Annotated in this window: 22 protein-coding genes; 17 read left to right on the top strand and 5 right to left on the bottom strand. The window is 63.3% G+C overall.

What is annotated here, in order from left to right:
- Positions 1 to 6 precede the first annotated feature (6 nt).
- Positions 7 to 894: a LysR family transcriptional regulator gene (locus tag FAZ95_RS38420; RefSeq protein WP_137337491.1), complete on the bottom strand. Its 888-nt coding sequence runs from the start codon at positions 892 to 894 to the stop codon at positions 7 to 9.
- A 93-nt stretch (positions 895 to 987) separates the two neighbouring features.
- Between FAZ95_RS38420 and FAZ95_RS38415 the strand changes: the two genes are divergently transcribed.
- The 10 genes from FAZ95_RS38415 (at position 988) to FAZ95_RS38370 (ending at position 10,911) form a co-directional block, all read left to right on the top strand.
- Complete coding sequence (locus tag FAZ95_RS38415; protein WP_137337490.1) at positions 988 to 2,148, top strand: muconate/chloromuconate family cycloisomerase; 1,161 nt, start codon at positions 988 to 990, stop codon at positions 2,146 to 2,148.
- Positions 2,149 to 2,203: 55 nt separating this feature from the next.
- On the top strand, positions 2,204 to 3,109 hold the full coding sequence (gene catA, locus FAZ95_RS38410; RefSeq protein WP_137337820.1) for a catechol 1,2-dioxygenase: 906 nt from the start codon (positions 2,204 to 2,206) through the stop codon (positions 3,107 to 3,109).
- Between the two features lie 114 nt (positions 3,110 to 3,223).
- Complete coding sequence (gene catC, locus FAZ95_RS38405) at positions 3,224 to 3,514, top strand: muconolactone Delta-isomerase (protein WP_137337489.1); 291 nt, start codon at positions 3,224 to 3,226, stop codon at positions 3,512 to 3,514.
- 281 nt (positions 3,515 to 3,795) lie between these two features.
- Complete coding sequence (gene glnH, locus FAZ95_RS38400; protein ID WP_137337488.1) at positions 3,796 to 4,548, top strand: glutamine ABC transporter substrate-binding protein GlnH; 753 nt, start codon at positions 3,796 to 3,798, stop codon at positions 4,546 to 4,548.
- Between the two features lie 55 nt (positions 4,549 to 4,603).
- On the top strand, positions 4,604 to 5,260 hold the full coding sequence (glnP, locus tag FAZ95_RS38395) for a glutamine ABC transporter permease GlnP (RefSeq protein ID WP_137337487.1): 657 nt from the start codon (positions 4,604 to 4,606) through the stop codon (positions 5,258 to 5,260).
- On the top strand, positions 5,257 to 5,985 hold the full coding sequence (glnQ, locus tag FAZ95_RS38390) for a glutamine ABC transporter ATP-binding protein GlnQ (protein ID WP_175425880.1): 729 nt from the start codon (positions 5,257 to 5,259) through the stop codon (positions 5,983 to 5,985). The genes glnP and glnQ overlap by 4 nt, the downstream gene beginning before the upstream one ends.
- A 17-nt stretch (positions 5,986 to 6,002) precedes the next feature.
- A complete protein-coding gene (locus tag FAZ95_RS38385) occupies positions 6,003 to 7,043 on the top strand; it encodes a C45 family autoproteolytic acyltransferase/hydrolase (RefSeq protein ID WP_137337485.1) in 1,041 nt (346 codons plus the stop codon).
- Between the two features lie 131 nt (positions 7,044 to 7,174).
- A complete protein-coding gene (locus FAZ95_RS38380) occupies positions 7,175 to 7,987 on the top strand; it encodes a mechanosensitive ion channel family protein (protein WP_137337484.1) in 813 nt (270 codons plus the stop codon).
- Between the two features lie 168 nt (positions 7,988 to 8,155).
- A complete protein-coding gene (locus FAZ95_RS38375) occupies positions 8,156 to 9,967 on the top strand; it encodes a chloride channel protein (protein ID WP_137337483.1) in 1,812 nt (603 codons plus the stop codon).
- Between the two features lie 26 nt (positions 9,968 to 9,993).
- Positions 9,994 to 10,911: a class I SAM-dependent methyltransferase gene (locus FAZ95_RS38370; protein WP_254700227.1), complete on the top strand. Its 918-nt coding sequence runs from the start codon at positions 9,994 to 9,996 to the stop codon at positions 10,909 to 10,911.
- 38 nt (positions 10,912 to 10,949) lie between these two features.
- Here the strand turns inward: FAZ95_RS38370 and FAZ95_RS39810 are convergent, their stop codons facing one another.
- Entirely contained in the window at positions 10,950 to 11,105 is a 156-nt protein-coding gene (locus FAZ95_RS39810; RefSeq protein ID WP_217497498.1) for a hypothetical protein, read from the bottom strand.
- A 189-nt stretch (positions 11,106 to 11,294) separates the two neighbouring features.
- Between FAZ95_RS39810 and FAZ95_RS38360 the strand changes: the two genes are divergently transcribed.
- On the top strand, positions 11,295 to 12,074 hold the full coding sequence (locus FAZ95_RS38360; protein ID WP_137337482.1) for an acetoacetate decarboxylase family protein: 780 nt from the start codon (positions 11,295 to 11,297) through the stop codon (positions 12,072 to 12,074).
- A 103-nt stretch (positions 12,075 to 12,177) separates the two neighbouring features.
- Here FAZ95_RS38360 and FAZ95_RS38355 read toward each other — a convergent pair whose 3' ends face one another.
- Positions 12,178 to 12,600, bottom strand: a complete 423-nt coding sequence (locus tag FAZ95_RS38355) for an Lrp/AsnC family transcriptional regulator (protein ID WP_254700225.1) — start codon at positions 12,598 to 12,600, stop codon at positions 12,178 to 12,180.
- Positions 12,601 to 12,622: 22 nt separating this feature from the next.
- On the bottom strand, positions 12,623 to 14,632 hold the full coding sequence (locus tag FAZ95_RS38350) for an aconitase family protein (protein ID WP_437437772.1): 2,010 nt from the start codon (positions 14,630 to 14,632) through the stop codon (positions 12,623 to 12,625).
- 183 nt (positions 14,633 to 14,815) lie between these two features.
- Here FAZ95_RS38350 and FAZ95_RS38345 point away from each other — a divergent pair, with 183 nt between their 5' ends.
- On the top strand, positions 14,816 to 15,757 hold the full coding sequence (locus FAZ95_RS38345; protein ID WP_137337817.1) for a LysR family transcriptional regulator: 942 nt from the start codon (positions 14,816 to 14,818) through the stop codon (positions 15,755 to 15,757).
- Between the two features lie 61 nt (positions 15,758 to 15,818).
- On the opposite strand, the gene FAZ95_RS38340 is transcribed toward FAZ95_RS38345, so the two are convergent.
- The gene (locus FAZ95_RS38340) at positions 15,819 to 16,733 is read right to left on the bottom strand and encodes a LysR family transcriptional regulator (RefSeq protein ID WP_137337480.1); all 915 of its coding nucleotides are present in this window, start codon (positions 16,731 to 16,733) and stop codon (positions 15,819 to 15,821) included.
- Between the two features lie 104 nt (positions 16,734 to 16,837).
- On the opposite strand from FAZ95_RS38340, the gene FAZ95_RS38335 reads away from it, so the two are divergent.
- Genes FAZ95_RS38335 through FAZ95_RS38315 form a run of 5 tightly spaced genes read left to right on the top strand, consistent with a single transcriptional unit; the run spans position 16,838 to position 20,849 of the window.
- Positions 16,838 to 17,506, top strand: coding sequence for an RraA family protein (locus FAZ95_RS38335; protein WP_137337479.1), 669 nt, complete (start codon positions 16,838 to 16,840; stop codon positions 17,504 to 17,506).
- Positions 17,503 to 18,168, top strand: a complete 666-nt coding sequence (locus tag FAZ95_RS38330) for an RraA family protein (RefSeq protein ID WP_137337478.1) — start codon at positions 17,503 to 17,505, stop codon at positions 18,166 to 18,168. The genes FAZ95_RS38335 and FAZ95_RS38330 overlap by 4 nt, the downstream gene beginning before the upstream one ends.
- Entirely contained in the window at positions 18,165 to 18,815 is a 651-nt protein-coding gene (locus FAZ95_RS38325) for an RraA family protein (protein WP_137337477.1), read from the top strand. The genes FAZ95_RS38330 and FAZ95_RS38325 overlap by 4 nt, the downstream gene beginning before the upstream one ends.
- Complete coding sequence (locus FAZ95_RS38320) at positions 18,812 to 20,056, top strand: pyridoxal phosphate-dependent aminotransferase (protein ID WP_137337476.1); 1,245 nt, start codon at positions 18,812 to 18,814, stop codon at positions 20,054 to 20,056. Before FAZ95_RS38325 ends, FAZ95_RS38320 begins: the two co-directional genes overlap by 4 nt.
- On the top strand, positions 20,040 to 20,849 hold the full coding sequence (locus tag FAZ95_RS38315; protein ID WP_137337475.1) for an alpha/beta fold hydrolase: 810 nt from the start codon (positions 20,040 to 20,042) through the stop codon (positions 20,847 to 20,849). Before FAZ95_RS38320 ends, FAZ95_RS38315 begins: the two co-directional genes overlap by 17 nt.
- Positions 20,850 to 21,013: the final 164 nt, after the last annotated feature.

The following is a 21,013-nucleotide window of genomic DNA, read 5'->3' as shown; positions in this document are numbered from 1 at the left end:
GCCCAACTAGGCCGGCGCAAAAAACTTTCGTGCAATCTCGCAGAACAGCGCCGTCGTTTCGCTTTGATCCTGCACGCGCCGGCTCATGATGATCGGCGAACTCACGTGCGCGTCCGCGAGCGGACGATACACGACGCCGCGCGCCCGCAATCCATCGACACCCGCAGGCACGAGACTCACGCCGACCTGCGCGGCCACGAGCCCCAACGCCGTTTGCAACTCGCGCACCTCCTGCGTGCTGCCGGGCTCGAGCGCATGATCGCGAAACGCGGAGAGCTGCTGATCGGCGAAGCTGGGCCGCGGCGTCGACGGATACACGATCAGCGTTTCGGCAGCCAGCGCTTCGAGGGAAACCGGCGCCTTGCCCGCCGCAAGCGGATGTCCCTCCGGCAGCGCGGCGATCAGCGGTTCGTCGAACAGCACTTCGCGGGCGAGCTGCGGGTCGTCGAAGCGCAGGCGGCCGAAGCCGACGTCGATGCGTCCGCCTTTCAGCGCGCTCAACTGCTCGATCGTGAACATCTCCACGAGTGAAAGCTGAATGTGAGGCGCCGCCTCGCGAAATGCGCGGATCACCTCCGGCAGCGGCCCATACAGCGTCGACGACACGAACCCGATGATGATGCGCTCGGCGAGCTGCGCGAGGCGGCGCGTCAGCGGCAGCAGCTCATCGCTTTCGGCGATCAGGCGCTGCGCCTGCGCGTAGAAGATGCGCCCCGCTTCGGTGAGCTTGAGCGGCCGCGAGCCGCGCTCGAACAGCGCCAGGCCCACGCTTTCCTCGATTTGCTGAATCTGGCGGGAAAGCGGCGGCTGCGTCATGTGCAGACGCTCGGCCGCGCGCGTGATGTTCATTTCCTCGGCGACCGCCACGAAGTACCGGAGTAGACGGAGTTCCATGCATACCCGCAGAGTATGAAATTAGATCGAATCGGTGTTGGACTCGCCCGCCCGCTGCTCTTAGTATGGTTTGCAACAGCAGGAGAGAGCCGCATGATAGCAAAACCCCTAAAAATAGAGGCCGTCGAGACGATTCTGGTCGACGTGCCCACGATTCGCCCGCACAAGCTGTCGGTGGCGACGATGAATTGTCAGACGTTGGTGTTGGTCGGAATTCGATGCTCGGACGGTATAACGGGCTGGGGAGAGGGCACGACGATCGGCGGGCTCGCTTACGGCGAGGAAAGCCCGGAGAGCATCAAGACGAATATCGACACGTATTTCGCGCCGATGCTCGCCGGCATGGACCCGACGCGTCCCGGCGCGGCGATGAAGCAGCTGCGCGTGCTGTTCCAAGGCAATCGCTTTGCGAAGTGCGCCATCGAGACGGCGCTCTACGATGCGCAGGCGCGGCGGGTGGGCGTGCCGCTGTCGGAATTGTTCGGCGGGCGGGTGCGCGATTCGGTCGACGTCGCCTGGACGCTCGCGAGCGGCGACACGCGGCGCGATATCGACGAAGCGGAAGCGATGCTGGAGAAGAAACGGCATCGCGTCTTCAAGCTGAAGATCGGCGCGCGCGCCGTCGCCGACGACGTGGCGCACGTCGCGGCGATCAAGTCGGCGCTCGGCAGCCGCGCCGAGGTGCGCGTCGACGTGAATCAGGCGTGGAGCGAAGCGGAAGCGGTGTGGGCGATCGGGCGGCTGGCGGACGCGGGCGTCGATCTGGTCGAGCAGCCGATTGGCACCGGCAACCCGCGCGGGCTCAAGCGGCTCACGGCGCTGGCTCGCGTGCCGGTCATGGCCGACGAGGCGCTGCATGGCCCTGTCGACGCGTTCGCACTCGCCAGCACGAAGTCCGCCGATGTCTTCGCGGTCAAGATCGCGCAATCGGGCGGCTTGGCGGGCGCGGCGGATGTGGCGGCCATCGCCCTGGCGTCGGGCATCGACCTGTATGGCGGCACGATGCTGGAGGGAGCGGTCGGCACGATCGCGTCGGCGCAGCTTTTCAGCACGTTCGACGAGCTCAAGTGGGGCACCGAGCTGTTCGGCCCGCTTCTCTTGACCGAAGAGATTCTGACCGAGCCGTTGCGTTACGAGAATTTTTCGCTGGCCTTGCCCGCTGGACCGGGGCTCGGCATTGAACTCGATTGGGAGCGGATCGGCCGGCTGCGCCGCGACGCGACACGTGGTGCGAGCGTGACGGTCACCCGTTGACGCGAAGCCTCAACTGCAGCCAAGCATGGACATTGAATCTATCAAGGAGACACAGATGGACAGGAAAGCCATTGACGCATTGCTGAACAAGATCGACGCAAGCGCCACCCACGAAGGCAACGCGCGCGCGAAGGCGGTCGTCAATCGTATCGTGCGCGACCTCTTCTATACGATCGAAGACCTCGACGTGACGCCGAGCGAATTCTGGGCCGCGCTCAACTATCTCGGCGAAGCGGGTCCCGAGCTTGGGCTGATTGCCGCCGGCCTGGGCTTCGAGCACTTCCTGGACGTGCGCCTCGACGAAGCCGAGCAGAAAGCCGGGCTGACCGGCGGCACGCCGCGCACGATCGAAGGCCCGCTCTACGTGGCCGGCGCGCCGGAATCGGTCGGGCATGCGCGCCTCGACAACGGCAACGAGCCGGGCGAAACGCTCGTGATGCGCGGCCGCGTGGTGGCCGAAGACGGCACGCCTGTCGGCGGCGCGCTCGTCGAGGTGTGGCACGCGAATCATCTCGGCAACTACTCGTACTTCGACGCTTCGCAGCCCGAGTTCAACCTGCGCCGCTCGATCCGCACGAATGCGGACGGCACGTACAGCTTCCGCAGCGTGGTGCCGATCGGCTACAGCGTCCCGCCCGAAGGCAAGACGCAGCAGCTGCTCGATCTGGTGGGCCGTCACGGCCATCGTCCGGCGCATATCCACTTCTTCGTCTCGGCGCCTGGCTACCGGAAGCTGACCACGCAGATCAACATCGAAGGCGACCCGTATCTGTGGGACGACTTCGCGTTCGCGACGCGCGAAGGTCTCGTGCCGGCAGTGAAGAAGGAAGAAGGCGCGGCAGGCGAGCCGTACGAGATTAAAGGTCAGTTCTCGCTGATCGACTTCGACTTCACGCTCGTACACGATCGCCAGGGCCTGCCTTCGACCGAAGTGGAGCGCGTGCGCGCCGAGATCGCTTAATCGAGCGCTCAAAGCCGGTGAAGTGCGCTGCGGGCCTTCCTTAAGGCCCGCAGCGCTTTGGAAACGTAGCGGTCCGCCCACGCGGCGGATCCGCAATCGCTAACGGGGAATCCGATGCTATTTCACGTCAAGATGGTCGTTAAGCTGCCGCACGACCTGCCGCCCGAAACGGCGCAGCGCCTCATCGCCGACGAAAAGGCGTTTGCGCAAAAGCTCCAGCGGGAGGGCGTATGGCGGCATCTGTGGAGAATCGCCGGGCAGTACGCGAACTACAGCGTGTTCGATGTCGAGAGCGCGGCGCAGCTCAACGATCTGCTGTTCCAATTGCCGCTCTTCCGTTTCATGGAAATCGAAGTGGATGCGCTGTGCCGGCATCCGTCGTCGATTCACGACGACGACCGCTGAAAGGCAGCGTTGCACCGTTCGGGTGCGCGTTTTCCTCAGACGAGCGCCCGCCGCACCCCCTCCCGCCGTTCCCTTCCTCTTGAAACCCTGAGCGCCCGCGTGCTCAGGGTTTTTCCGCTCCGCAAATTCTTGTTGCTGTTCTTTTTGTTGTTGTACTATCCGCCGTGACAACACTTGTTGCGTGATCGGTGTGTGAAACATCGCATGTTGAAGCGCGGCCTGACGTTTGTCGTTTGCCCCGGCGTTATCCGGGCGCATCGCCAACCACTGCGGAGAAAATCATGGGACGTCGTTCCTTCCTTATGTCTGTCGTCGCGCTTGCGATGCTCGGTACGAGCGTCGCTCACGCGGAAAGCAAAGAATTGATCGTCGGAACCGACACGTCCTTCATGCCCTTCGAGTTCAAGCAGGGCGACAAATACGTCGGCTTCGACCTCGACCTGTGGGCCGAAATCGCCAAGGATCAAGGCTGGAAATACACGATTCAGCCGATGGACTTCGCCGGCCTGATTCCGGCGCTGCAGACGCAGAACATCGACGTCGCGCTGTCGGGCATGACGATCAAGGAGGAACGCAAGAAGGCCATCGATTTCTCCGACCCGTACTACGACAGCGGTCTCGCCGCGATGGTGCAGACGGACAACACGAGCATCAAATCGATCGACGATCTCAACGGCAAGGTGATCGCGGCCAAGACGGGCACGGCGACCATCGATTGGATCAAGGCGCACTTGAAGCCGAAGGAAATCCGCCAGTTCCCGAACATCGACCAGGCCTATCTCGCCCTCGAAGCCGGCCGCGTCGATGCGGCGATGCACGATACGCCGAACGTGCTTTATTTCGTGAACAACGAGGGCAAGGGCAAGGTGAAGGTCGCGGGCAATCCGGTGAGCGGCGACAAGTACGGCATCGGCTTCCCGAAGGGCAGCCCGCTCGTGGCCACGGTCAACCAGGAGCTCGTCAAGATCAAGGCGGATGGCCGCTACGCGAAGCTGTACAAGAAGTGGTTCGGCGCCGAGCCGCCCAAGTCGTAATCGCTGGATGACCTCGGCGCGGCTGCGCCGAGGTTCAATTTACTAGGAGCGGTGTGTGCAATTCGACTGGTCTGCTATCTGGACAGCGTTGCCGGACTTGATGGATGGAGTCCGGTTGACGATTTTCATTGCCATCTTCGGCCTCTTGGGCGGCTTCGTCGTCGGCGCGATCGCCGGGATGTTTCGCGCCTATGGGCCTTCGGTGCTCAACGTGCTGGCTCAGGTCTACATCGAGCTCATTCGCGGCACGCCTATCGTCGTGCAGGTGATGTTTCTCTACTTCGCCTTGCCGCTGCTCGCGCATATCCGCATCAACGGTCTGACGGCGGCCATCATCGCGATCACGGTCAACTCCGGCGCCTATCTGGCCGAAGTCGTGCGCGGCGCACTGCTTTCGATCCCGAAGGGGCTCACGGAAGCGGGGCTCTCGATGGGTCTTTCGATGCCGCGTGTGCTGCTGAAGATCGTCGGCCCGCTCGCGTTTCGCCGGCTCATTCCGCCGCTCGGCAATCAGTGCATCGTGAGCTTGAAGGACACGTCGCTGTTCATTGTGATCGGCGTCGGCGAGTTGACGCGCAAAGGCCAGGAGATCATTGCAGGCAACTTTCAGGCCGTCGAGATCTGGACGGCGGTGGCCGCGATCTACCTGGTTCTCACGGGCGTCATGACGCTGATGCTTCGCCTCGTCGAGCGGAGGATGCGGATATTATGAGCATGATCGAGTTTCATAAGGTCTCGAAGAGCTTCGGGCACTTGCCGGTTCTGAAGGACATCAGCTTGCGGATCGATGCGGGAGAAGTGGTCGTGGTGGTCGGGCCGTCGGGCTCGGGCAAGTCCACGATGCTTCGCTGCATCAACGCGCTCGAAAAGATCACGAGCGGCGAGCTGCTCGTCGATGGTCAGAGCGTCAAGGGCCATGCCTCGGTGATTCGCAGCATCCGGCTCGAAGCGGGCATGGTCTTTCAGCAATTCAACCTGTTCCCGCAAATGACGGCGCTCGAGAACGTCATGTTCGGACCCGTCGAAGTGCGCGGCGCGTCGCGGGCCGAGGCGCGCGATCAAGCGATGGCGCTGCTCGACAAGGTCGGGCTCGAATCGCGAGCCAATCACTATCCTTCGGAATTGTCCGGGGGGCAGCAGCAGCGTGTCGCGATTGCGCGCGCGCTGGCGATCCGGCCCAAGCTGATGTTGTTCGACGAGCCGACTTCGGCGCTCGATCCCGAGCTGCGTCACGAAGTGCTGAAGGTGATGCAGGACTTGGCGACCGAAGGCATGACGATGATCGTCGTCACGCACGAGATCGGCTTTGCCAAGCGCGTGGGCACGCGTCTGTTGTTCATGGATCAGGGCGGCATCGCGGAAGACGGCGAGCCCGCCGCGTTGATCGACCGGCCGCCGACGCAGCGGCTCAAAGACTTTCTCAAACACGTTTCTTAAGCGAGGCTGCGCAGTTCATGCAGGTTCTGAACCCCACCGTCATTTCCGGGGAGCCGTACGAAATCGGCCGGCGTTTGGGCGCGCTAGCGCGGCCCGTCATGGACGCATACATGGCACAGAGCAGCGCGTGGCGCGCCGTGAGCCGATGGCGCGGCCATGCGTTCGTGCGCGCGTTGCGTGAAGCCGCCGAGGCGTCGTTCCCGGCGATCGTCGCCGAACTCGACGGCATGGCGGAGGGCCTCGGATGGTCCGCCGAAGACGTCTTTCTGTGGAACTGCCGAGGGGAGTTGATACACAACGCGCCGGACGGCTGCACCACGCTTGCGGCACGCAGCGGCGATGTGCGCTTCATCGCTCATAACGAAGACGGCGACCCGTATCTGCGCAACACATGCATGCTGGTCGACGTCAGGCCCGACGGCAAGCCCGGATTCGTGAGCTTCTACTATCCGGGTTCGCTGCCGGGGCATACGTTCGCCGTGAATCGCGCCGGTCTCGTGCAGGCGATCAACAACATCCGCATCCAGCATCCCGCCGCGGGCGTGCCGCGGATGATCCTCGCACGTGCTGTGCTCGACGAATCGTCGCTCGATTCGGCGGTGCGCGTGCTCTCCGATGCATCGCGCGCAAGCGGGTTTCATCACACGCTCGGCTGCGCGGGCGACGAGCGGCTGCTGAGCGTCGAGGCGAGCGTTGCGCGCTGTTCAGTGCAAGAAGTCGCGAAGCTATCCGGCCACGCGAACCATCTGATTCACGCCGGCTGCGAGACGGAAGCGCAGATTGTCACCGATTCGTCACGCGACCGCCAAGCCCGCCTCGAACGCATCTTGCCCGGCGACGCCGGCGCGAGCGGAGCGAACCTGCTGCACGTGCTGTTCGACAAAGCGCCCGCTGGCTTGCCGATCTACCGCGACGACCCGGCCGACCCCGATGACGAGAACACGCTTGCAACCGCGCTCTTCGCCATTCAAAGCGATGCGGTGGAATTCGAAGTGCGTCAGCAAGGCGAGCTTCGATACAAGCAACGCCTCGTGCGCATCATGCAATCGGCGCACTAACCCGGTGCTTGCCGAACGAAAAGGATTGTCAAACGCCTCGGGTTTCCATAGCCCGCAGCAGGAACGGCCCTTGCTAACGCGTGAGTCCTCGCCTATAACTTGCGAAGACTAAAAACGGTAGCGAGGGCACCTTGGACTTCGAAAGCGTACGTGCGTTCATCATGACCCGGGGCATCGACTTCGGGACCAAAATCGTCGGCGCGATTGTATTGTGGATCATCGGCCGATGGGTCATCGGCCTGATCACCGGCCTGCTGCGCAAGGTGCTCGCGAAGAACGGCAAGGTCGATGCGACGCTCGCGCACTACCTCACTTCGATTCTCAGCACGTTGCTGACCCTGCTGCTGATCCTCGCGATCCTGCAGGTGTTCGGCGTCCAGACAACTTCGTTCGCCGCGCTGCTCGCCGGTTTGGGTCTCGCAATCGGCACCGCCTGGGGCGGACTGCTTGCGCACTTCGCCGCGGGCATCTTCATGCAGATACTGCGTCCATTCAAGGTCGGCGACTTCGTGACGGCAGGCGGGGTGACCGGCACCGTCAAGGAGCTGGGCCTCTTCGGCACGACGATCGTCACGCCCGACAACGTGACGACGATCGTCGGCAACAACAAGATCTTCTCCGACACGATCTCGAACTTCAGCTCGCTGCCGGTGCGGCGCGTCGAGCTGACGGCGAAGATCGCGAACGGCGTCGATCCGATCGATGCCGCCAACCGGCTGCGTGCCGCTATCGCCCGCATTCCGAACGTCGCTACCGACCCCGCGCCCGATATCGAAGTGCTGTCGTTCACGCCGGAAGGTCCGGTGCTTTGCGTGCGTCCCTACACGCACAACAGCACGTACTGGCAGGTCTATTTCGACACGAACCGCGCGATCATCGAGACGTTTCGCGAAGCCGGCTATCCGACGCCGGAAACGCCGCTTGCGCGGCGGTCGGTCTCTTGATCTCTTGAAGCAGGCGCTGACGAGATTGTCCCGCGCATAGTTTCGACTCACGCACAAGCCATCGCCCCAGCTTGGTAGCCCGCAGCGGCATCCGAGCGCGTTACATCACAACGTGATATATATACGCCTCGGATGCATCCGATCTTCGGCTACCAGGCAAGGGGAATCATGGGCGAGCACAAGGGCGATTTCGCAACAGATGTCCGACTCCTGCGCATCAGCCTCATTGCTGCCGTCGGCGGCGTGCTGAGCACGGTCGCCGCCGCTTTTCTGCTGCACCTCATCTACTTTTTCACGAACCTCTTCTTCTTCCAGACGATATCGACGGCGAACCGTTCTCCGTCGCTGAACACGCTTGGGTGGTTCGTCGTCGCGGCGCCTGTGGTCGGCGGGCTGATTGTGGGTTTGATCGCGCGCTTCGGTTCGGAGCAGATTCGCGGCCATGGCATCCCCGAGGCCATCGAGGCGATTCTGTTCGGAAAGAGCAAGATGTCGCCGAAAGTGGCCGTCCTGAAGCCGCTCGCCTCCGCCATTGCAATCGGCAGCGGCGGGCCGTTCGGCGCGGAAGGCCCGATCATCATGACGGGCGGCGCCATCGGTTCGCTCGTCGCCCAACACTTCCATTTGTCGAGCGCCGAACGCAAGGCACTTCTCGTGGCGGGGGCGGTCGCCGGCATGACCGCGGTGTTCGGCACGCCGGTTGCGGCCGTGCTGCTCGCCATCGAGCTTCTGCTGTTCGAGCTGCGGCCCCGCAGCCTTTTGCCGGTCGCCATCGCGTGTGCTGTGGCTGGCTTCACGCGCCCGCTGCTGCTGGGGAGCGGTCCGTTGTTCCCGCTGCATACGATGCCGCTCGGCCCGATCGGCATCGTGGCGTCGGCCATCGCAGGGCTGATTGCCGGCGCGTTGTCGTGGGGATTGTCCACATGGCTTTACAAAGTGGAAGACCTCTTCGGCAAGCTGCCCATTCATTGGATGTGGTGGCCGGCGTTGGGCGCCATCGTCGTCGGTATCGGCGGATATTTTCAGCCGCGCACGCTCGGCGTCGGATATGACGTCATCGGCGACTTGCTGCAAAACCATCTTGCCGTGCAGGCCGTGATTTCGATCGTGCTCGTCAAGGCCGTGATTTGGGTCATTGCGTTGGCCTCGGGCACCTCGGGTGGCGTCCTCGCGCCGTTGCTGATGATGGGCGCGGGCGTCGGCGCGCTTGCCGCTCCGTATATGCCCGGCGGCGACCCGGCGGTTTGGCCGCTCATCTTCATGGCCGCCGCGCTCGGCGGCATGATGCGCGCGCCCGTGATGGCGGCCGTGTTCGCCTTCGAGCTGACCGGCGACGCGAACGCCTTGCTTCCCCTCTTGGCGGCCGCCGCTGTCGCGTATGGCTTTACGGTCCTGCTCATGCGCCGCTCGATCCTGACCGAGAAGATCGCGCGCCGCGGCTATCACATCTATCGCGAGTACAGCATCGATCCGCTCGAAAGGCATTACGTCGAGGAGGTCATGACTCGTGCGGCGAAGACGATCGATGCAAAGACGACCGTAGCCGAGGTCTTTCGCGATTACTTCGGATCGGCCCAGAAGTATCGTGCGTACCCCGTCGTCGCCTCGGGGTTCCTGGTGGGCATGGTGGACCGGACGCTGCTCGACCGGATTCCGCCGGGGCAGTGCGATACCCCGATCGGCTCGGTCTTCGCGCTCGCGCGGCCTGAAGTCGCGCTGCCTGGCGAAACCTGCAGAGATGTGGCCGCCCGTCTGGCCATCACGGGACTCGATCGCGTTCCTGTCGTCGAAGACAAGAGTACGTACCGCCTGCTCGGCATCGTATCTCGGCACGATCTGGTCAAGCCGTCGATGTCGGTGTTCACCGAGGAGCGCGAACTCGAGCAATTCCGCCAAGTGTGGGTTCCGCGGAGCACGCTCTTCGCACCGACCACCAAGCGGCAAGACACGCCGGGCCAGCACGCCGACGCAGACCATTGAATAAAACCCGCACCACGGAGAGACAGATGCCTCTAGACGGAAAAGTAACGCGGTGGTTCAAGGACGTTCGCGCGCGGATGACGCCGGCGCGCGACAGGTACCTGCGCGACGTGTCGAACGATTACTACGCGATGTGGCTGGACCCGAGGATGGTCTATTCATGCGCCTATTTCGAAAGCGGCGACGAAGACCTTGCGACCGCACAACTCAAGAAGATCGACCACGTCCTCACAAAAATCGGGCTCAGGCCGGGCCACAGCCTGCTCGATGTCGATTGCGGCTGGGGCGCGCTGGTGATTCGAGCGGCGGAAAAGTTCGGCGCGCGTTGCGTCGGCATTACGTTGTCGAAGAATCAGTTCGATTGGGCCAACGAGTGCGTCAAGGCAGCGGGCTTGACCGAGCGTGTCGAGATCAGGCTCCAAGCCTATCCCGATGTCGAGGGCCGCTTCGATCGGATCACGAGCCTCGGCATGTTCGAGCGCGATGGCCGTAGCGATCTTCCCGAGTACATCGCGGCCTTGCAGGCGCGTCTGACGTCGGATGGCGTGCTCGTCAGTTACGGCATCCTGTCGAGCGGGCCAAGCAGCGGCGGGCTCGAGTTCGATGACAGCGCGTTCCCGAGCCGATACGTGTTCCCCGACGACGAGCTGCCCGATCTTGGCTACGCGTTGACAGCCATGCGCGAAGGCGGGCTCGAAGTCTCGACGATTCAGAACCTGCGCCGGCATTGCGTGAGGACGCTGCGTTTGTGGGAGGCGAACTTCCGGGCGAAGGAGATGGCGCTGCGGCAGCTCGTCGATGACCGGAGCTTTCGGACGTGGTGTAACTATCTGAGCGACTGGGCCGCGGCATTCGAGCGTGATGACGTGTCAATCTACGAGATCGTCGGGCGCAAGGCGGGCAGGCGCGCCAGCGCGCTGCCGTGGCCGGGCGGGGCGGGTTGATGGCGTGGCATTCAACGCCATAGCCAGCCTCTCGCGATTCAGGCCGCCTTCCCATGCCGACACGACGATCGTCGCCACGCCGTTGCCGACGATGTTCGTGAGCGCGCGGCGAGCAAGCCGATCGCCAGCGCGAACGTCGACGCGGCCTCGAAATAGAGCAGCGCCTTGCCGCCGACGCGCCCGACTTTCTTCATGTCCTGCAAGTCATTCCCTAACGCAGCGCTTCGTCAATGCAATCTCCTGCCCTCGATTCCTCAATCACTGGCAGGACTTTTCTTTTTCCTCGGCCAAGGACGAGTAATAGACAGCACATTCCCTTGCCAGGAACCTAGAATTTTTCTCGGCAATCGAGCCAATACAATTCGTCGCAAGGGACAAACACCATGTTGAAAGGGTTCTCTCCTCCGTACACGCCGAACGGCCAATCGTCTCTGCTTTCGCCCCCTCCGTGGCACTACGCCGGCCAGGTCCTGTCGCTCGCGTATGACGTCGACATTCAGGTCGCGCAATCTTACGTGCCCGAAAACCTCGGCACGGCAACCGGGCGTGCATGCGGACACGTTTGCGAATGGCAATCGACGACCGACGGCTGGGAGCTCGCCGATCCGGTCTACGCGCAGTACAAGGAGTTCTTCCTACTGGTCGAGGTGGAAACCAAGTCGGGGGAACGGCTGAATTTCTGTCCGTTGATCTGGGTTGACCAGGACATCGCAATGGCGCGTGGCCTGCTGCAGGGCTGGCCAAAAAAGCTAGGCCAGGTCTGGATGACGCGTTCGTACGCGCTCGAACATCGCGCGGCTGCCTCCCCGCGTGCGGGAACGGTAATCGGCGCCAGTGTCGCGTCGAAGGACCGCCGCCTCGTGGAAGTGAAGGCGACACTCGGCGACAAAGAGGGGCGCCCGCTAGGCCTGCTCGCTCATCCAGTCGTCAACCTGGCGGGTTTGCCGAGCGTGGTCGGCAAGCCGGATCGCGGTTCGCAGCGTTTGCTGCGTGCTGCCGTGGGTGACGTGGTGTTGGGGCCGATGACCTCAGGCACGGCTGAGCTGCGCTATTTCGACAGCCCGCATGACGAAATCGCGCCGCTTGCACCGCGTGGCGCAGTCGAAGCCAGCCTCGGCATGGTCGCGATCACGATCAACGGAGCGGTTGAGGTGAAGGAGTAAGCCGCTTCATTGGCCTTGACGCATTCGCGCACTGCGCTTACGTGCCCCCGTCTGGTCCCGGAGGCAGTGCGCGATACAAAACGGTACGGCAATCGAGGCCACATCACGCCTCATCCTCCAGCGTGGGGCGAACCGGCAACCCGGCGGGCGATTTGATCTCGTTGAGCACGAACATCGTGTGCATCGAGCGGATACCGGGAATGCGCCGCAGGTCCACTACCGTCGACTCGTACGAGTCCAGATCGGCGGCGACGATCTGTAGAAGATAATCGACTTCACCGGCGACCTGATAGCAGGCCACCACGTGCTCAAAGCCCTGTATCCGTTCGGCAAAGCGGCTGGCTTCGACTTCCGAAAAGGAATCGATCGAAGCCCGAACGAATGCAAGCACGCCGAGACCGACTCGTTGGCGATCAACATCGGCATGATAGCCACGAATGACGCCTATCTGCTCGAGCCGCTGTACGCGCCGCCAGCACGGGGATGGAGACATGCCGAGGCTCTGGGCAAGCTCGGCGTTCGTCAAACGTCCGTCCTTCTGCAAGGCGTCAAGTATCTGGACGTCCTTGGTATCGAGTATCACCCTTCGCATTGCATCTCCCTGCAAGCAGTTGTTCGAAGCTGACAATGCGACCTGCTATCGCGCTCGCCGCAACGGTCGACGGACTCGCCAGCCAGACCTGACCCGGACCCGAACGCCCAGGAAAGTTGCGATTGATTGCGCTGACCGTCACCTGATCCGGACGCTCCGAGACACCCGGCCCGGCGTTGATGCATGCACCGCAACCCGGCTCGATCAGTTCAACACCTGCGCGCTCGAACGCCTCGAGCATGCCTTCGCGCACACAATAGTCGCGAACGTCCTGACTGCCGAACTGCAGGATGAAACGCGTCGATTCGGCGACTTTCAGGCCATGCTCGAGCGCCCACACGATCACGTCGTGGCAGCGCTTGAGGTCCTCCCGCTTTCCACCCGTGCACGAGCCGCCGTAGGCGATATCCACTTTTACGTCGTTGGCGAGTGCCGAAACCATCAAGCCGTGCCCCGGATCACCCGGCGTGGCAAGCATCGGTTCCAATTGCGAGCAGTCCACTTCGATCGTGTGCGCGACGGGTGCATCGGGATCGCTATGCATCCAGGTCTCGATTTCGAACTCAATGCCCCTGCGCTCGCGCAAGAAGCGTCGTGTCTCACCGTCGGGGATGACGATACCAGTCAACCCGCCTATCTCGGCGACCATGTTGGTCAGCGTCGCGCGTTCATCGGTCGTCAGCCCAGCAAGTGCCTCGCCGGTGTATTCGATCACCTGGCCGATGGCCCGTCCCTCTCTGACGTATGGCAGGCGAAGAAGATGCAGGACGATATCTTTTGCTTCGACGCCCGGCGGCAGTTTGCCGATCAGGTCGACTCGGCAAGTCTCGGGCACCTTCACCCGCACATCGCCCGTAAGCCACGCGTTGGCCATCTCCGTGGCTCCGATCCCGAACGCAAGCGCGCCCAACGCGCCACAATGCGGCGTATGAGAATCGGTTCCCACCACAAGGTGACCGGGTTCAACGTAGCGCTCCACCATGATGGAATGGCTGATGCCTTCGGAACCCTCGCGATCGGCCAACAGGCCGTGATGACGCAATCCGAACTGCGCGCAGAAAGCCGTCTGAACTTGGCCAAGTCTTTGGGCCAGGTCGAGCAGTCCGAGCGTGCGACGCTCTGACGGCATGCTTCTGTGAATGAAAGTCAGGTGATCCGAAAAGCAGACGATCGAATGCGGATCATGCAGCTCGATGCCGTCGCCATACTCGCGGCGCAGGAAGCTGATGGACATGGGCGAGACGTACTCATGCGCATAACGCCAGTTCGCCTTCGCGAATACACTTTGCCCAACCGCCGCACTGCGAGACCCGCTGGCCCTGGCGATGATTTTCTCGGCGTAGGTCATCGGGCGTTCTGGAGCCGTTGACATAGGAAGCCGCCAGCCGGAGCGTCGCGCCTCGGTGAGCCGGAACAGCCCGCCTCGCCGGATCAGCTCAGCAGTCAGCTCATCTTCGCCGCGCGTAAATTCGTCGAGTGGGATTGCCTCGCCCCGTCGGATGCGTTCGATTAAACCGAAGTCGGTCGACGTAAGCATGCCGAGGTTGTGACAATTTTGCCGATAGATTCGCTCAAAGCTTTCCGCGATGACGAGGCGGATCCCCGCGCACCATTCCGCAAACGGGCTTGCCTCTCGCGACGAGCCCTTGCCGTAGCGCCGATTCGCCACGGTAACCGCGAAATTGCCCGCTTTCACAGTGCCGGGCTTCACTGGCTGCGTCCCGGAGCAGTCGAGACCGAGGTAAGGGTACTCGCCCAGTTGCTCGTCGTAGTGATAGCAGACGTAGGCGGGCGTGATCTCGTCCGTCGAAACGTCGCTACGCAACGGGCGAGCTTGCCCAAGGCTCACGTCCTCTCCCCGTAGTTGTCGCTCCATCACGGAAGCGTCCTGCGACAGGAACAGAATGCGTCCGCCGAAGCGAACCTTCCGTTCCGGTTGGGAAAGTTCGTTATGCAGCTGATCCACGGTTATCTCCTGATTCCGTCTGGCTCCCCAGTTCCGAATATGCCGGGGTTGCGACAGCCACTCTAGAGCTTCCGGAAACGTGCCAGAAGAGGTATTTTGGAAAGCAACCGTTCCAAGCCGGAACGCCACGTCTCAGGTGACCGAGGCGCGACGGTTCGGGGCAAACCTCACTCGAAGGGCAACATGCGAGACATCGACCTGAAAACGTTGCGCCTGTTCGTCGCCGTTTGCGAGTACGGAAACATCGCAAGAGCGGCGCAAGAGGCGCATATCGAGCCGTCCGCAATCAGCAAGCGTATCGGACAACTGGAGAGCGATTTTGGGGTTTCGCTGCTGACGCGTGGGCGTCGAGGCGTCGAGACGACGCCTGCTGGTGCGGCGCTGCTCGAACAGTCGCGAGGCGTGCTCTTCGCGATGGAGCGCATCACCACCGATCTTGCCGCGTTCGGTGGGGGCGTAAAGGGTCGCGTAAGCATTTGCGCTTCACCGTCCGCGATTGCCGAAGCGCTACTCGACGACATCGCATCGTTCATGCGCGAACCGGCCAATCTGAATATCACGGTGGACGTCGAGGAAAGACTTTCAATCGATCTTGCCCGACAGCTTCGCGAGGGCGCGGCATCCGTCGGCGTCTGCTGGGACAACGCCGATTTACAGGGTTTGCAGATACGGCCTTACCGGAACGATCGCCTTGCTGTTGCCGTGCACGCTGACCATCCTCTAGCGAGAAAGAAGTCGATCGCCTTCGACGAAACGCTCCCATTCGATTACGTCGGCCTGCCACCCAGCACCGCGGTCCACACCATGCTCCAACGCGCGGCAGCCAGCGCGGGCAAGACGATCTCGTACCGCGTGATCGTGTCGAGCTTCGACGCTGCGTTCAGGGTCGTTTCGGCGGGTCTGGGTGTCAGCATACTTCCCGTCGAGGTGGCCGAAACTTATCGACGGGTGCTCAATGTCCGTATCATTCCGCTAACCGATGCCTGGGCAAACCGGCACTTCGTTGTTTGCTTCAAGAACTTCGAGTCGCTACAGCTAGCTGCACAGCGGTTGGTCGAATATCTTTGCAGACGGGCCCAACTTCCGCCGAGCCGGACTTCCTGCGAGGCGCAGGGCAAGGAGTAGGGGGGCACAAATTTAGTCTCACTAAACAAGCGACGCACGATGCCGCCATGCGGCCGATTTCCTAAGCGTGCGTTTTCCGATTGGATCGAGCGTTGCCGAGCATGGCCGCCACGGCTTCGATCAGCGGATTGTCGCGGGCCGTGCTCCAGGCCATGGCGGTGGTCACGACGCTCAAGTTTTCCTTCAGCGGCCGAAACACCACATTCTCCGGCGCGAGCTTCTTGAGCGACGCCGGCACGAGCGCGATCCCTTGGCCGCATCCGACGAACGCAACTTGAGACGCGACCGAGCGCACCTCGTGGACGATGCGCGGAGAAAACCCGTTGGACCTGCACGACGCCACGAGGCTGTCGAAATAGACCGGGCTCACCTGCCGCGAAAACATCACGAATTCCTCGTCCGCCAGTGCCGCCAGCCGCACGCGCGGGCTTGCGGCCAGCGCATGCGTTTTCGGCATCGCCACCATCAGGCGATCTTGCTTCAGCGGCAATGATTCGACCGTTGCGCCCAATTCACCCTCGAGCCTCGCAAACGCGAGATCGATATCGCCTGTTTCGAGCGCCGGAATTGCTTCCACGCTGTCGATTTCCTTCACGGACACGGTGAGCTGCGGATAGTCGGCTTTCAGGCGCTCGATCAACGGCGGCAGGACGTCCACCATGGCGGACGAGATCGCACCGATGGTCAGGACGCCGCTGCGTCCGGCAACCGCTTCGCGCACGGCGAGTTCGAGCCGTTCGAGCTGGTCGGCGAACTTGCGCACCGCAGGCAGGATGGCGGCGCCCACTGGCGTGAGCTGCGCGCCGCGCCGCGAGCGCTCGAACAGTTTCACTTTGAGCGCTTGCTCGAGCGCCTGGATCTGCTCGGTCAGCGGCGGCTGGGACATGTCGAGGCGGCGCGCCGCGCGCCCGAAATGCTGCTCTTCGGCGACGGCAAGGAAGAGCCAAAGGTGGCGGATGAGCCGGAAGTTGATCATGATCGATTGATAGGTCGAGCGTATCGAATGATTCCATTTTTCGGAATTTACATATGGAACTGTAGGCTCGAAAGTACGGCATCGCAACTCCATGCCGAACTGCCATGCCCTCTTCTTCGCTGCTTGACCGCCTCGCCGCGCTCGACACCAACACGGTGTCGGATGCGCTCGATTTCCTCGGCCTGCCCGGCGCCACGTTCGGGCTGCGGCCGCTGTGGGACTGCCCGAAAATCGTCGGCCGGGCCAGCACGATCCAGCTCGGCCCGAAGACGGATACGAAGCCGACCGTTCATCTGATCACGCCGGTCGTTGCCGAGATCCGGTCACAGGATCGCGTTCTCGTGATCGCCGGCGGCATCGACGGCATTTCTTGCTGGGGCGACATCCTCGCGAATGCGGCGCACGTCAAAGGCATTCGCGGCTCGGTGATCGACGGCATGAGCCGCGACATCGAAGGCAGCGAAGCGATCGGCTACCCGGTCTACGGCCGCGGCGTGACGATGATCAGCGCGCGCAACCGGGTCGTGCAGGTGTCGTCGGGACAGCCCGTCACGGTCGCCGGCGTGGTCGTGCACGAAGACGACTACGTCATCGCCGACCGCTGCGGAACCGTGTTCGTCGCGGCAGCGCGCATCGAGGAGGTGATCGAGCTGGGTCACCGCATCTCGCGGCGCCAGGACGGCATGGTGCAGGCCGTGCGCGCCGGCCGGTCGGTCGCGGAGGTCATGCACGACAAGGAATTCGATGCCATTCAGCAAGGAGCCGCGCGATGAATCAAGAGGATCGGGATCTGGTTGCGTTGTTCGCAGGGCTCGATACGCCCGGCGTATCGGATGCCATGGACAAGCTGGGCTTGCCGGGGCAGTGCCTCGGCATCATGCCGCTCGCCTACTACGCGGGCGTCGTCGTCGGGCCGGCCTTCACGGTCAGGTATGTCACGGCCAGCACGCCGCCGGGCACGGTCGGCGATTTCATCGATGACGTCGCGGACGGCGACGTGGTGGTGATCGACAACGGCGGACGCACGGACTGCACGGTGTGGGGCGACATCATGACCCAATACGCCGGGGTTCGAAAGATTGCCGGGACCGTCATCGACGGCGTGTGCCGCGACGTGACGAAGGCGCTGGGCGATGGCTACCCGCTCTTCACGAAAGGGCGATTTATGCGCACCGGCAAGGACCGGGTGCAGGTCGATGCGGTCAATGCGCCCGTTTCCATCGGCACCGCCCGCGTTTGCGCTCGCGACATCATCGTGGCCGATGCGAACGGCGTCGTCGCGGTGCCGCGCGACCGTGCGCATGAAGTGGCCGCCGTGGCACGCGAGATCGAAGCCGTGGAAGCCGATATTCGCGCTCGGATCGCTGAAGGCAAGACGCTGCGCGAGGCGCGCGAAGCGCTCGGTTACCACACGCTGCAGCGGAGGGCGTCATGAGCGAATCGCGTTCCCCGTCGGCGCTGCCGGCGGACTTCGCTTCACGAGCGCGGGCGTTGGGCAGCGCCACGCTCTATGAGGCGTCGGGTCTGCCATGCGCCGTCGATCCGCTCGTGCGCAGCATCTGGAGCGGGGCCTTTGTCGCCGCTCCCGCCTATCCGCTCGTTTGCTCGCCCGGAGACAACCTGGCGATTCACATCGCAATGGAGCGCGTGCCGCGCGGCAGTGTGCTCGTGGTGAGCACGAGCAATTTCGTGGCCGGTTACTGGGGGGAAGTCCTGACGGTCGCGGCCGAAGCCGCCGGCGTTGTCGGCCTGGTGATCGATGGCGGCGTAAGAGACGTTGCAGCGATGACGGCGCGCGGCTTCCCGGTCTTCGCACGCGGCATCTCGGTGCGCGGCACCCTGAAAGCCAGCGCGCCCTCGGTCGGGCAACCGATGATGTTCACGGGCGTACCGGTTGCCGAGGGCGATTTAGTGGTGGCGGACGACGACGGCGTCATCGTGATTCCCGCTGCCGAGGCGGAGCGCACGATCGTGTCGGGCGAAGCGCGCGCCGCGAAAGAGGCGGTGATGATGGAACAGCTCGCACAAGGCGCGAGCACGCTCGAGTTGATGGGTCTGACGCAATGGAGAAAAAGCGCATGAGCACGGTCACGGATGGGCACAAGCTGAGCACGCATCTGGCCAAGACGCGGCCGTCGGCGACGTATCGCATGATGGACCGCGTCGCGGCGCGCCGCGCGTCCGGCGCGAGCGTCATCTCGCTGAGCGCGGGCGAGCCCGACTTCGACACGCCCGCGCACATCCGCGACGCGGCGATCGACGCCATTCGCGCGGGCCATACGCGCTACACGCAGGTCGCCGGCATGCGGGCGCTGCGCGAGGCGGTCGCCGCGAAATTCCGGCGCGAGAACGGCCTCGAGGTCGGCTGGGAGGACACGATCGTTTGCAGCGGCGGCAAGCAGGTGATCTATAACGCGCTCGCGGCGACGCTCGACGAAGGCGATGAGGTGATCGTGCCCGCGCCATACTGGGTGAGCTATCCGGAGATGGTTCAGTTGTGCGGCGCGAAGGCCGTGATCGTGGCCTGCGACGCCGAGAGCGGCTTCAAGCTCACACCCGAAGCGCTGGCGCGCGCGATCGGTCCGCGCACGCGCTGGCTGATCCTGAACTCGCCGTCGAACCCCACCGGTGCCGTCTACTCCCGCGCGGAACTCGCGGCGCTGGCCGCGGTGCTGCTCGACCATCCGCACGTGCTCGTGCTGTCGGACGACATCTACGAGCACCTGATCTTCGACGGTGCGCCGTTCCACACGATCGCCGAGGTCGAGCCTCGCCTGATGCCGCACGTGCTGACGATGAACGGCGTATCGAAGGCTTATGCGATGACAGGGTGGCGCATCGGCTATGGAACCGGGCCCCGCTGGCTGCTGAACGCGATGGAAACGCTTCAGGGGCAGCAGACCTCGGGCGCGAGTTCGATCTCGCAGCATGCGGCCCTGGCCGCGTTGACCGGCCCGCAGCAGTTCATCAAAGAAGCCTGCTCCGTGTTTGAGCAGCGGCGCGATCTGATGGTGGAACTGCTGAATCAGGCGCCCGGACTCGTTTGCGCCAAACCTGGCGGCGCGTTTTATGCCTTCGCGTCCTGCCAGGCGCTGATCGGTAAGCGGACGGCGGCCGGCGCGCCGCTCAACGACGACGAGGACGTCGCCGGCGCATTGCTGGACGAGGCGGGCGTGGCGGTCGTGCCGGGCAGCGCATTCGGCCTCGGCCCCTATATCCGCATCGCCTATGCGCTGGACGATGAGGCGTTGATCCACGCTTGCCGCGCGATCCAGCGCTTCTGCCAATCGCTCACTGGGGAAGGCCATGTCGATGCAGCGTGAAATGGCAAAGGATACGGTGGCCGTGTCCGTGGAAGGCGTCGAACTCGACATCGCCACGATGCATCGCGCGGGCGAACTCGCGCCGATTGTCTTTTTGCACGGCTTCGGTTCGACCAAGGAGGACTATGCGGACATCGTTCACTATCCCGCGTTCGCCGGTCATGCCGTGCTCGCCTACGATGCTCCGGGCTGCGGCGCGACACGATGCGCTGACTTGTCGGCGGTCTCCATTCCGTTTCTCGTCGCGACGGCGAAGGCCGTTCTCGACCGCTTCGACATCCGGCAATTCCATCTGGTCGGCCATTCGATGGGCGGTCTCACGGCGCTCATGCTGGCTCACGCGGAACCGGGGCGCGTGCTCAGCTTTACCGACATCGAAGGCAACGTGGCTCCGGAAGACTGCTTCTTGAGCCGGCAGGTCGTCGACTATCCCGCCGACACCGCGGAGGCTTTTTTCGAGGACTTCATCGAGCGAACGTGGCACTCGCCGTTCCATTCGTGCTCGCTCTATGCGGCGAGCTTGAAATATAAGGTGCGTGCCGAGGCGGTAAGGGGCATCTTCACGTCCATGGTCCGGCTTTCCGACCATGGGGATCTGATGACGAAGTTTCTGTCGCTCCCGTTTCCGCGGATGTTCATGTACGGGGAGCAGAACGCTTCGCTGTCGTATCTGCCGCATCTGCGCGAACACGGCGTGCAGTTGGCGGAGATATCGCGCTGCGGACACTTTCCTATGTACTCGAACCCGGTGGAAATGTGGGAGCGGATGGGGAGTTTTATTGTGGGCGTGTAGGAAGGGCGGTGATGCGCTTGCTTGCGAGTGAATCGCCGCCGCCGCAACCTTGCCGTCGACCGAGCCGCTCGGAAGAGACGGAACGTTCCAGACCGCATTCGCCCTATATAAATAACGGGTATCCGCATTTCGCGGTTGATGGCTGCTGCGCCGAAGCAATGCGA

The sequence above is a fragment of the Trinickia violacea genome (genome assembly GCF_005280735.1).
Classification (GTDB): Bacteria; Pseudomonadota; Gammaproteobacteria; order Burkholderiales; family Burkholderiaceae; genus Trinickia_A; species Trinickia_A violacea.
The sequence above is the reverse complement of the archived record's forward strand: the minus strand, read 5'-3'. Positions and strand labels throughout refer to the sequence as shown.

Excerpts from the sequence above, each read along its gene's own strand:
- glnH (WP_137337488.1), top strand. The coding sequence starts at position 3,796 with ATGGGACGTCGTTCCTTCCTTATGTCTGTCGTCGCGCTTGCGATGCTC.
- FAZ95_RS38370 (WP_254700227.1), top strand. The coding sequence starts at position 9,994 with ATGCCTCTAGACGGAAAAGTAACGCGGTGGTTCAAGGACGTTCGCGCG.
- FAZ95_RS38420 (WP_137337491.1), bottom strand. The coding sequence starts at position 894 with ATGGAACTCCGTCTACTCCGGTACTTCGTGGCGGTCGCCGAGGAAATG.
- FAZ95_RS38315 (WP_137337475.1), top strand. The coding sequence starts at position 20,040 with ATGTCGATGCAGCGTGAAATGGCAAAGGATACGGTGGCCGTGTCCGTG.
- FAZ95_RS39810 (WP_217497498.1), bottom strand. The coding sequence starts at position 11,105 with ATGAAGAAAGTCGGGCGCGTCGGCGGCAAGGCGCTGCTCTATTTCGAG.
- glnQ (WP_175425880.1), top strand. The coding sequence starts at position 5,257 with ATGAGCATGATCGAGTTTCATAAGGTCTCGAAGAGCTTCGGGCACTTG.
- FAZ95_RS38335 (WP_137337479.1), top strand. The coding sequence starts at position 16,838 with ATGCCCTCTTCTTCGCTGCTTGACCGCCTCGCCGCGCTCGACACCAAC.
- FAZ95_RS38385 (WP_137337485.1), top strand. The coding sequence starts at position 6,003 with ATGCAGGTTCTGAACCCCACCGTCATTTCCGGGGAGCCGTACGAAATC.
- FAZ95_RS38325 (WP_137337477.1), top strand. The coding sequence starts at position 18,165 with ATGAGCGAATCGCGTTCCCCGTCGGCGCTGCCGGCGGACTTCGCTTCA.
- FAZ95_RS38330 (WP_137337478.1), top strand. The coding sequence starts at position 17,503 with ATGAATCAAGAGGATCGGGATCTGGTTGCGTTGTTCGCAGGGCTCGAT.
- catA (WP_137337820.1), top strand. The coding sequence starts at position 2,204 with ATGGACAGGAAAGCCATTGACGCATTGCTGAACAAGATCGACGCAAGC.
- FAZ95_RS38320 (WP_137337476.1), top strand. The coding sequence starts at position 18,812 with ATGAGCACGGTCACGGATGGGCACAAGCTGAGCACGCATCTGGCCAAG.
- FAZ95_RS38375 (WP_137337483.1), top strand. The coding sequence starts at position 8,156 with ATGGGCGAGCACAAGGGCGATTTCGCAACAGATGTCCGACTCCTGCGC.
- FAZ95_RS38360 (WP_137337482.1), top strand. The coding sequence starts at position 11,295 with ATGTTGAAAGGGTTCTCTCCTCCGTACACGCCGAACGGCCAATCGTCT.
- FAZ95_RS38415 (WP_137337490.1), top strand. The coding sequence starts at position 988 with ATGATAGCAAAACCCCTAAAAATAGAGGCCGTCGAGACGATTCTGGTC.
- catC (WP_137337489.1), top strand. The coding sequence starts at position 3,224 with ATGCTATTTCACGTCAAGATGGTCGTTAAGCTGCCGCACGACCTGCCG.
- FAZ95_RS38345 (WP_137337817.1), top strand. The coding sequence starts at position 14,816 with ATGCGAGACATCGACCTGAAAACGTTGCGCCTGTTCGTCGCCGTTTGC.
- FAZ95_RS38340 (WP_137337480.1), bottom strand. The coding sequence starts at position 16,733 with ATGATCAACTTCCGGCTCATCCGCCACCTTTGGCTCTTCCTTGCCGTC.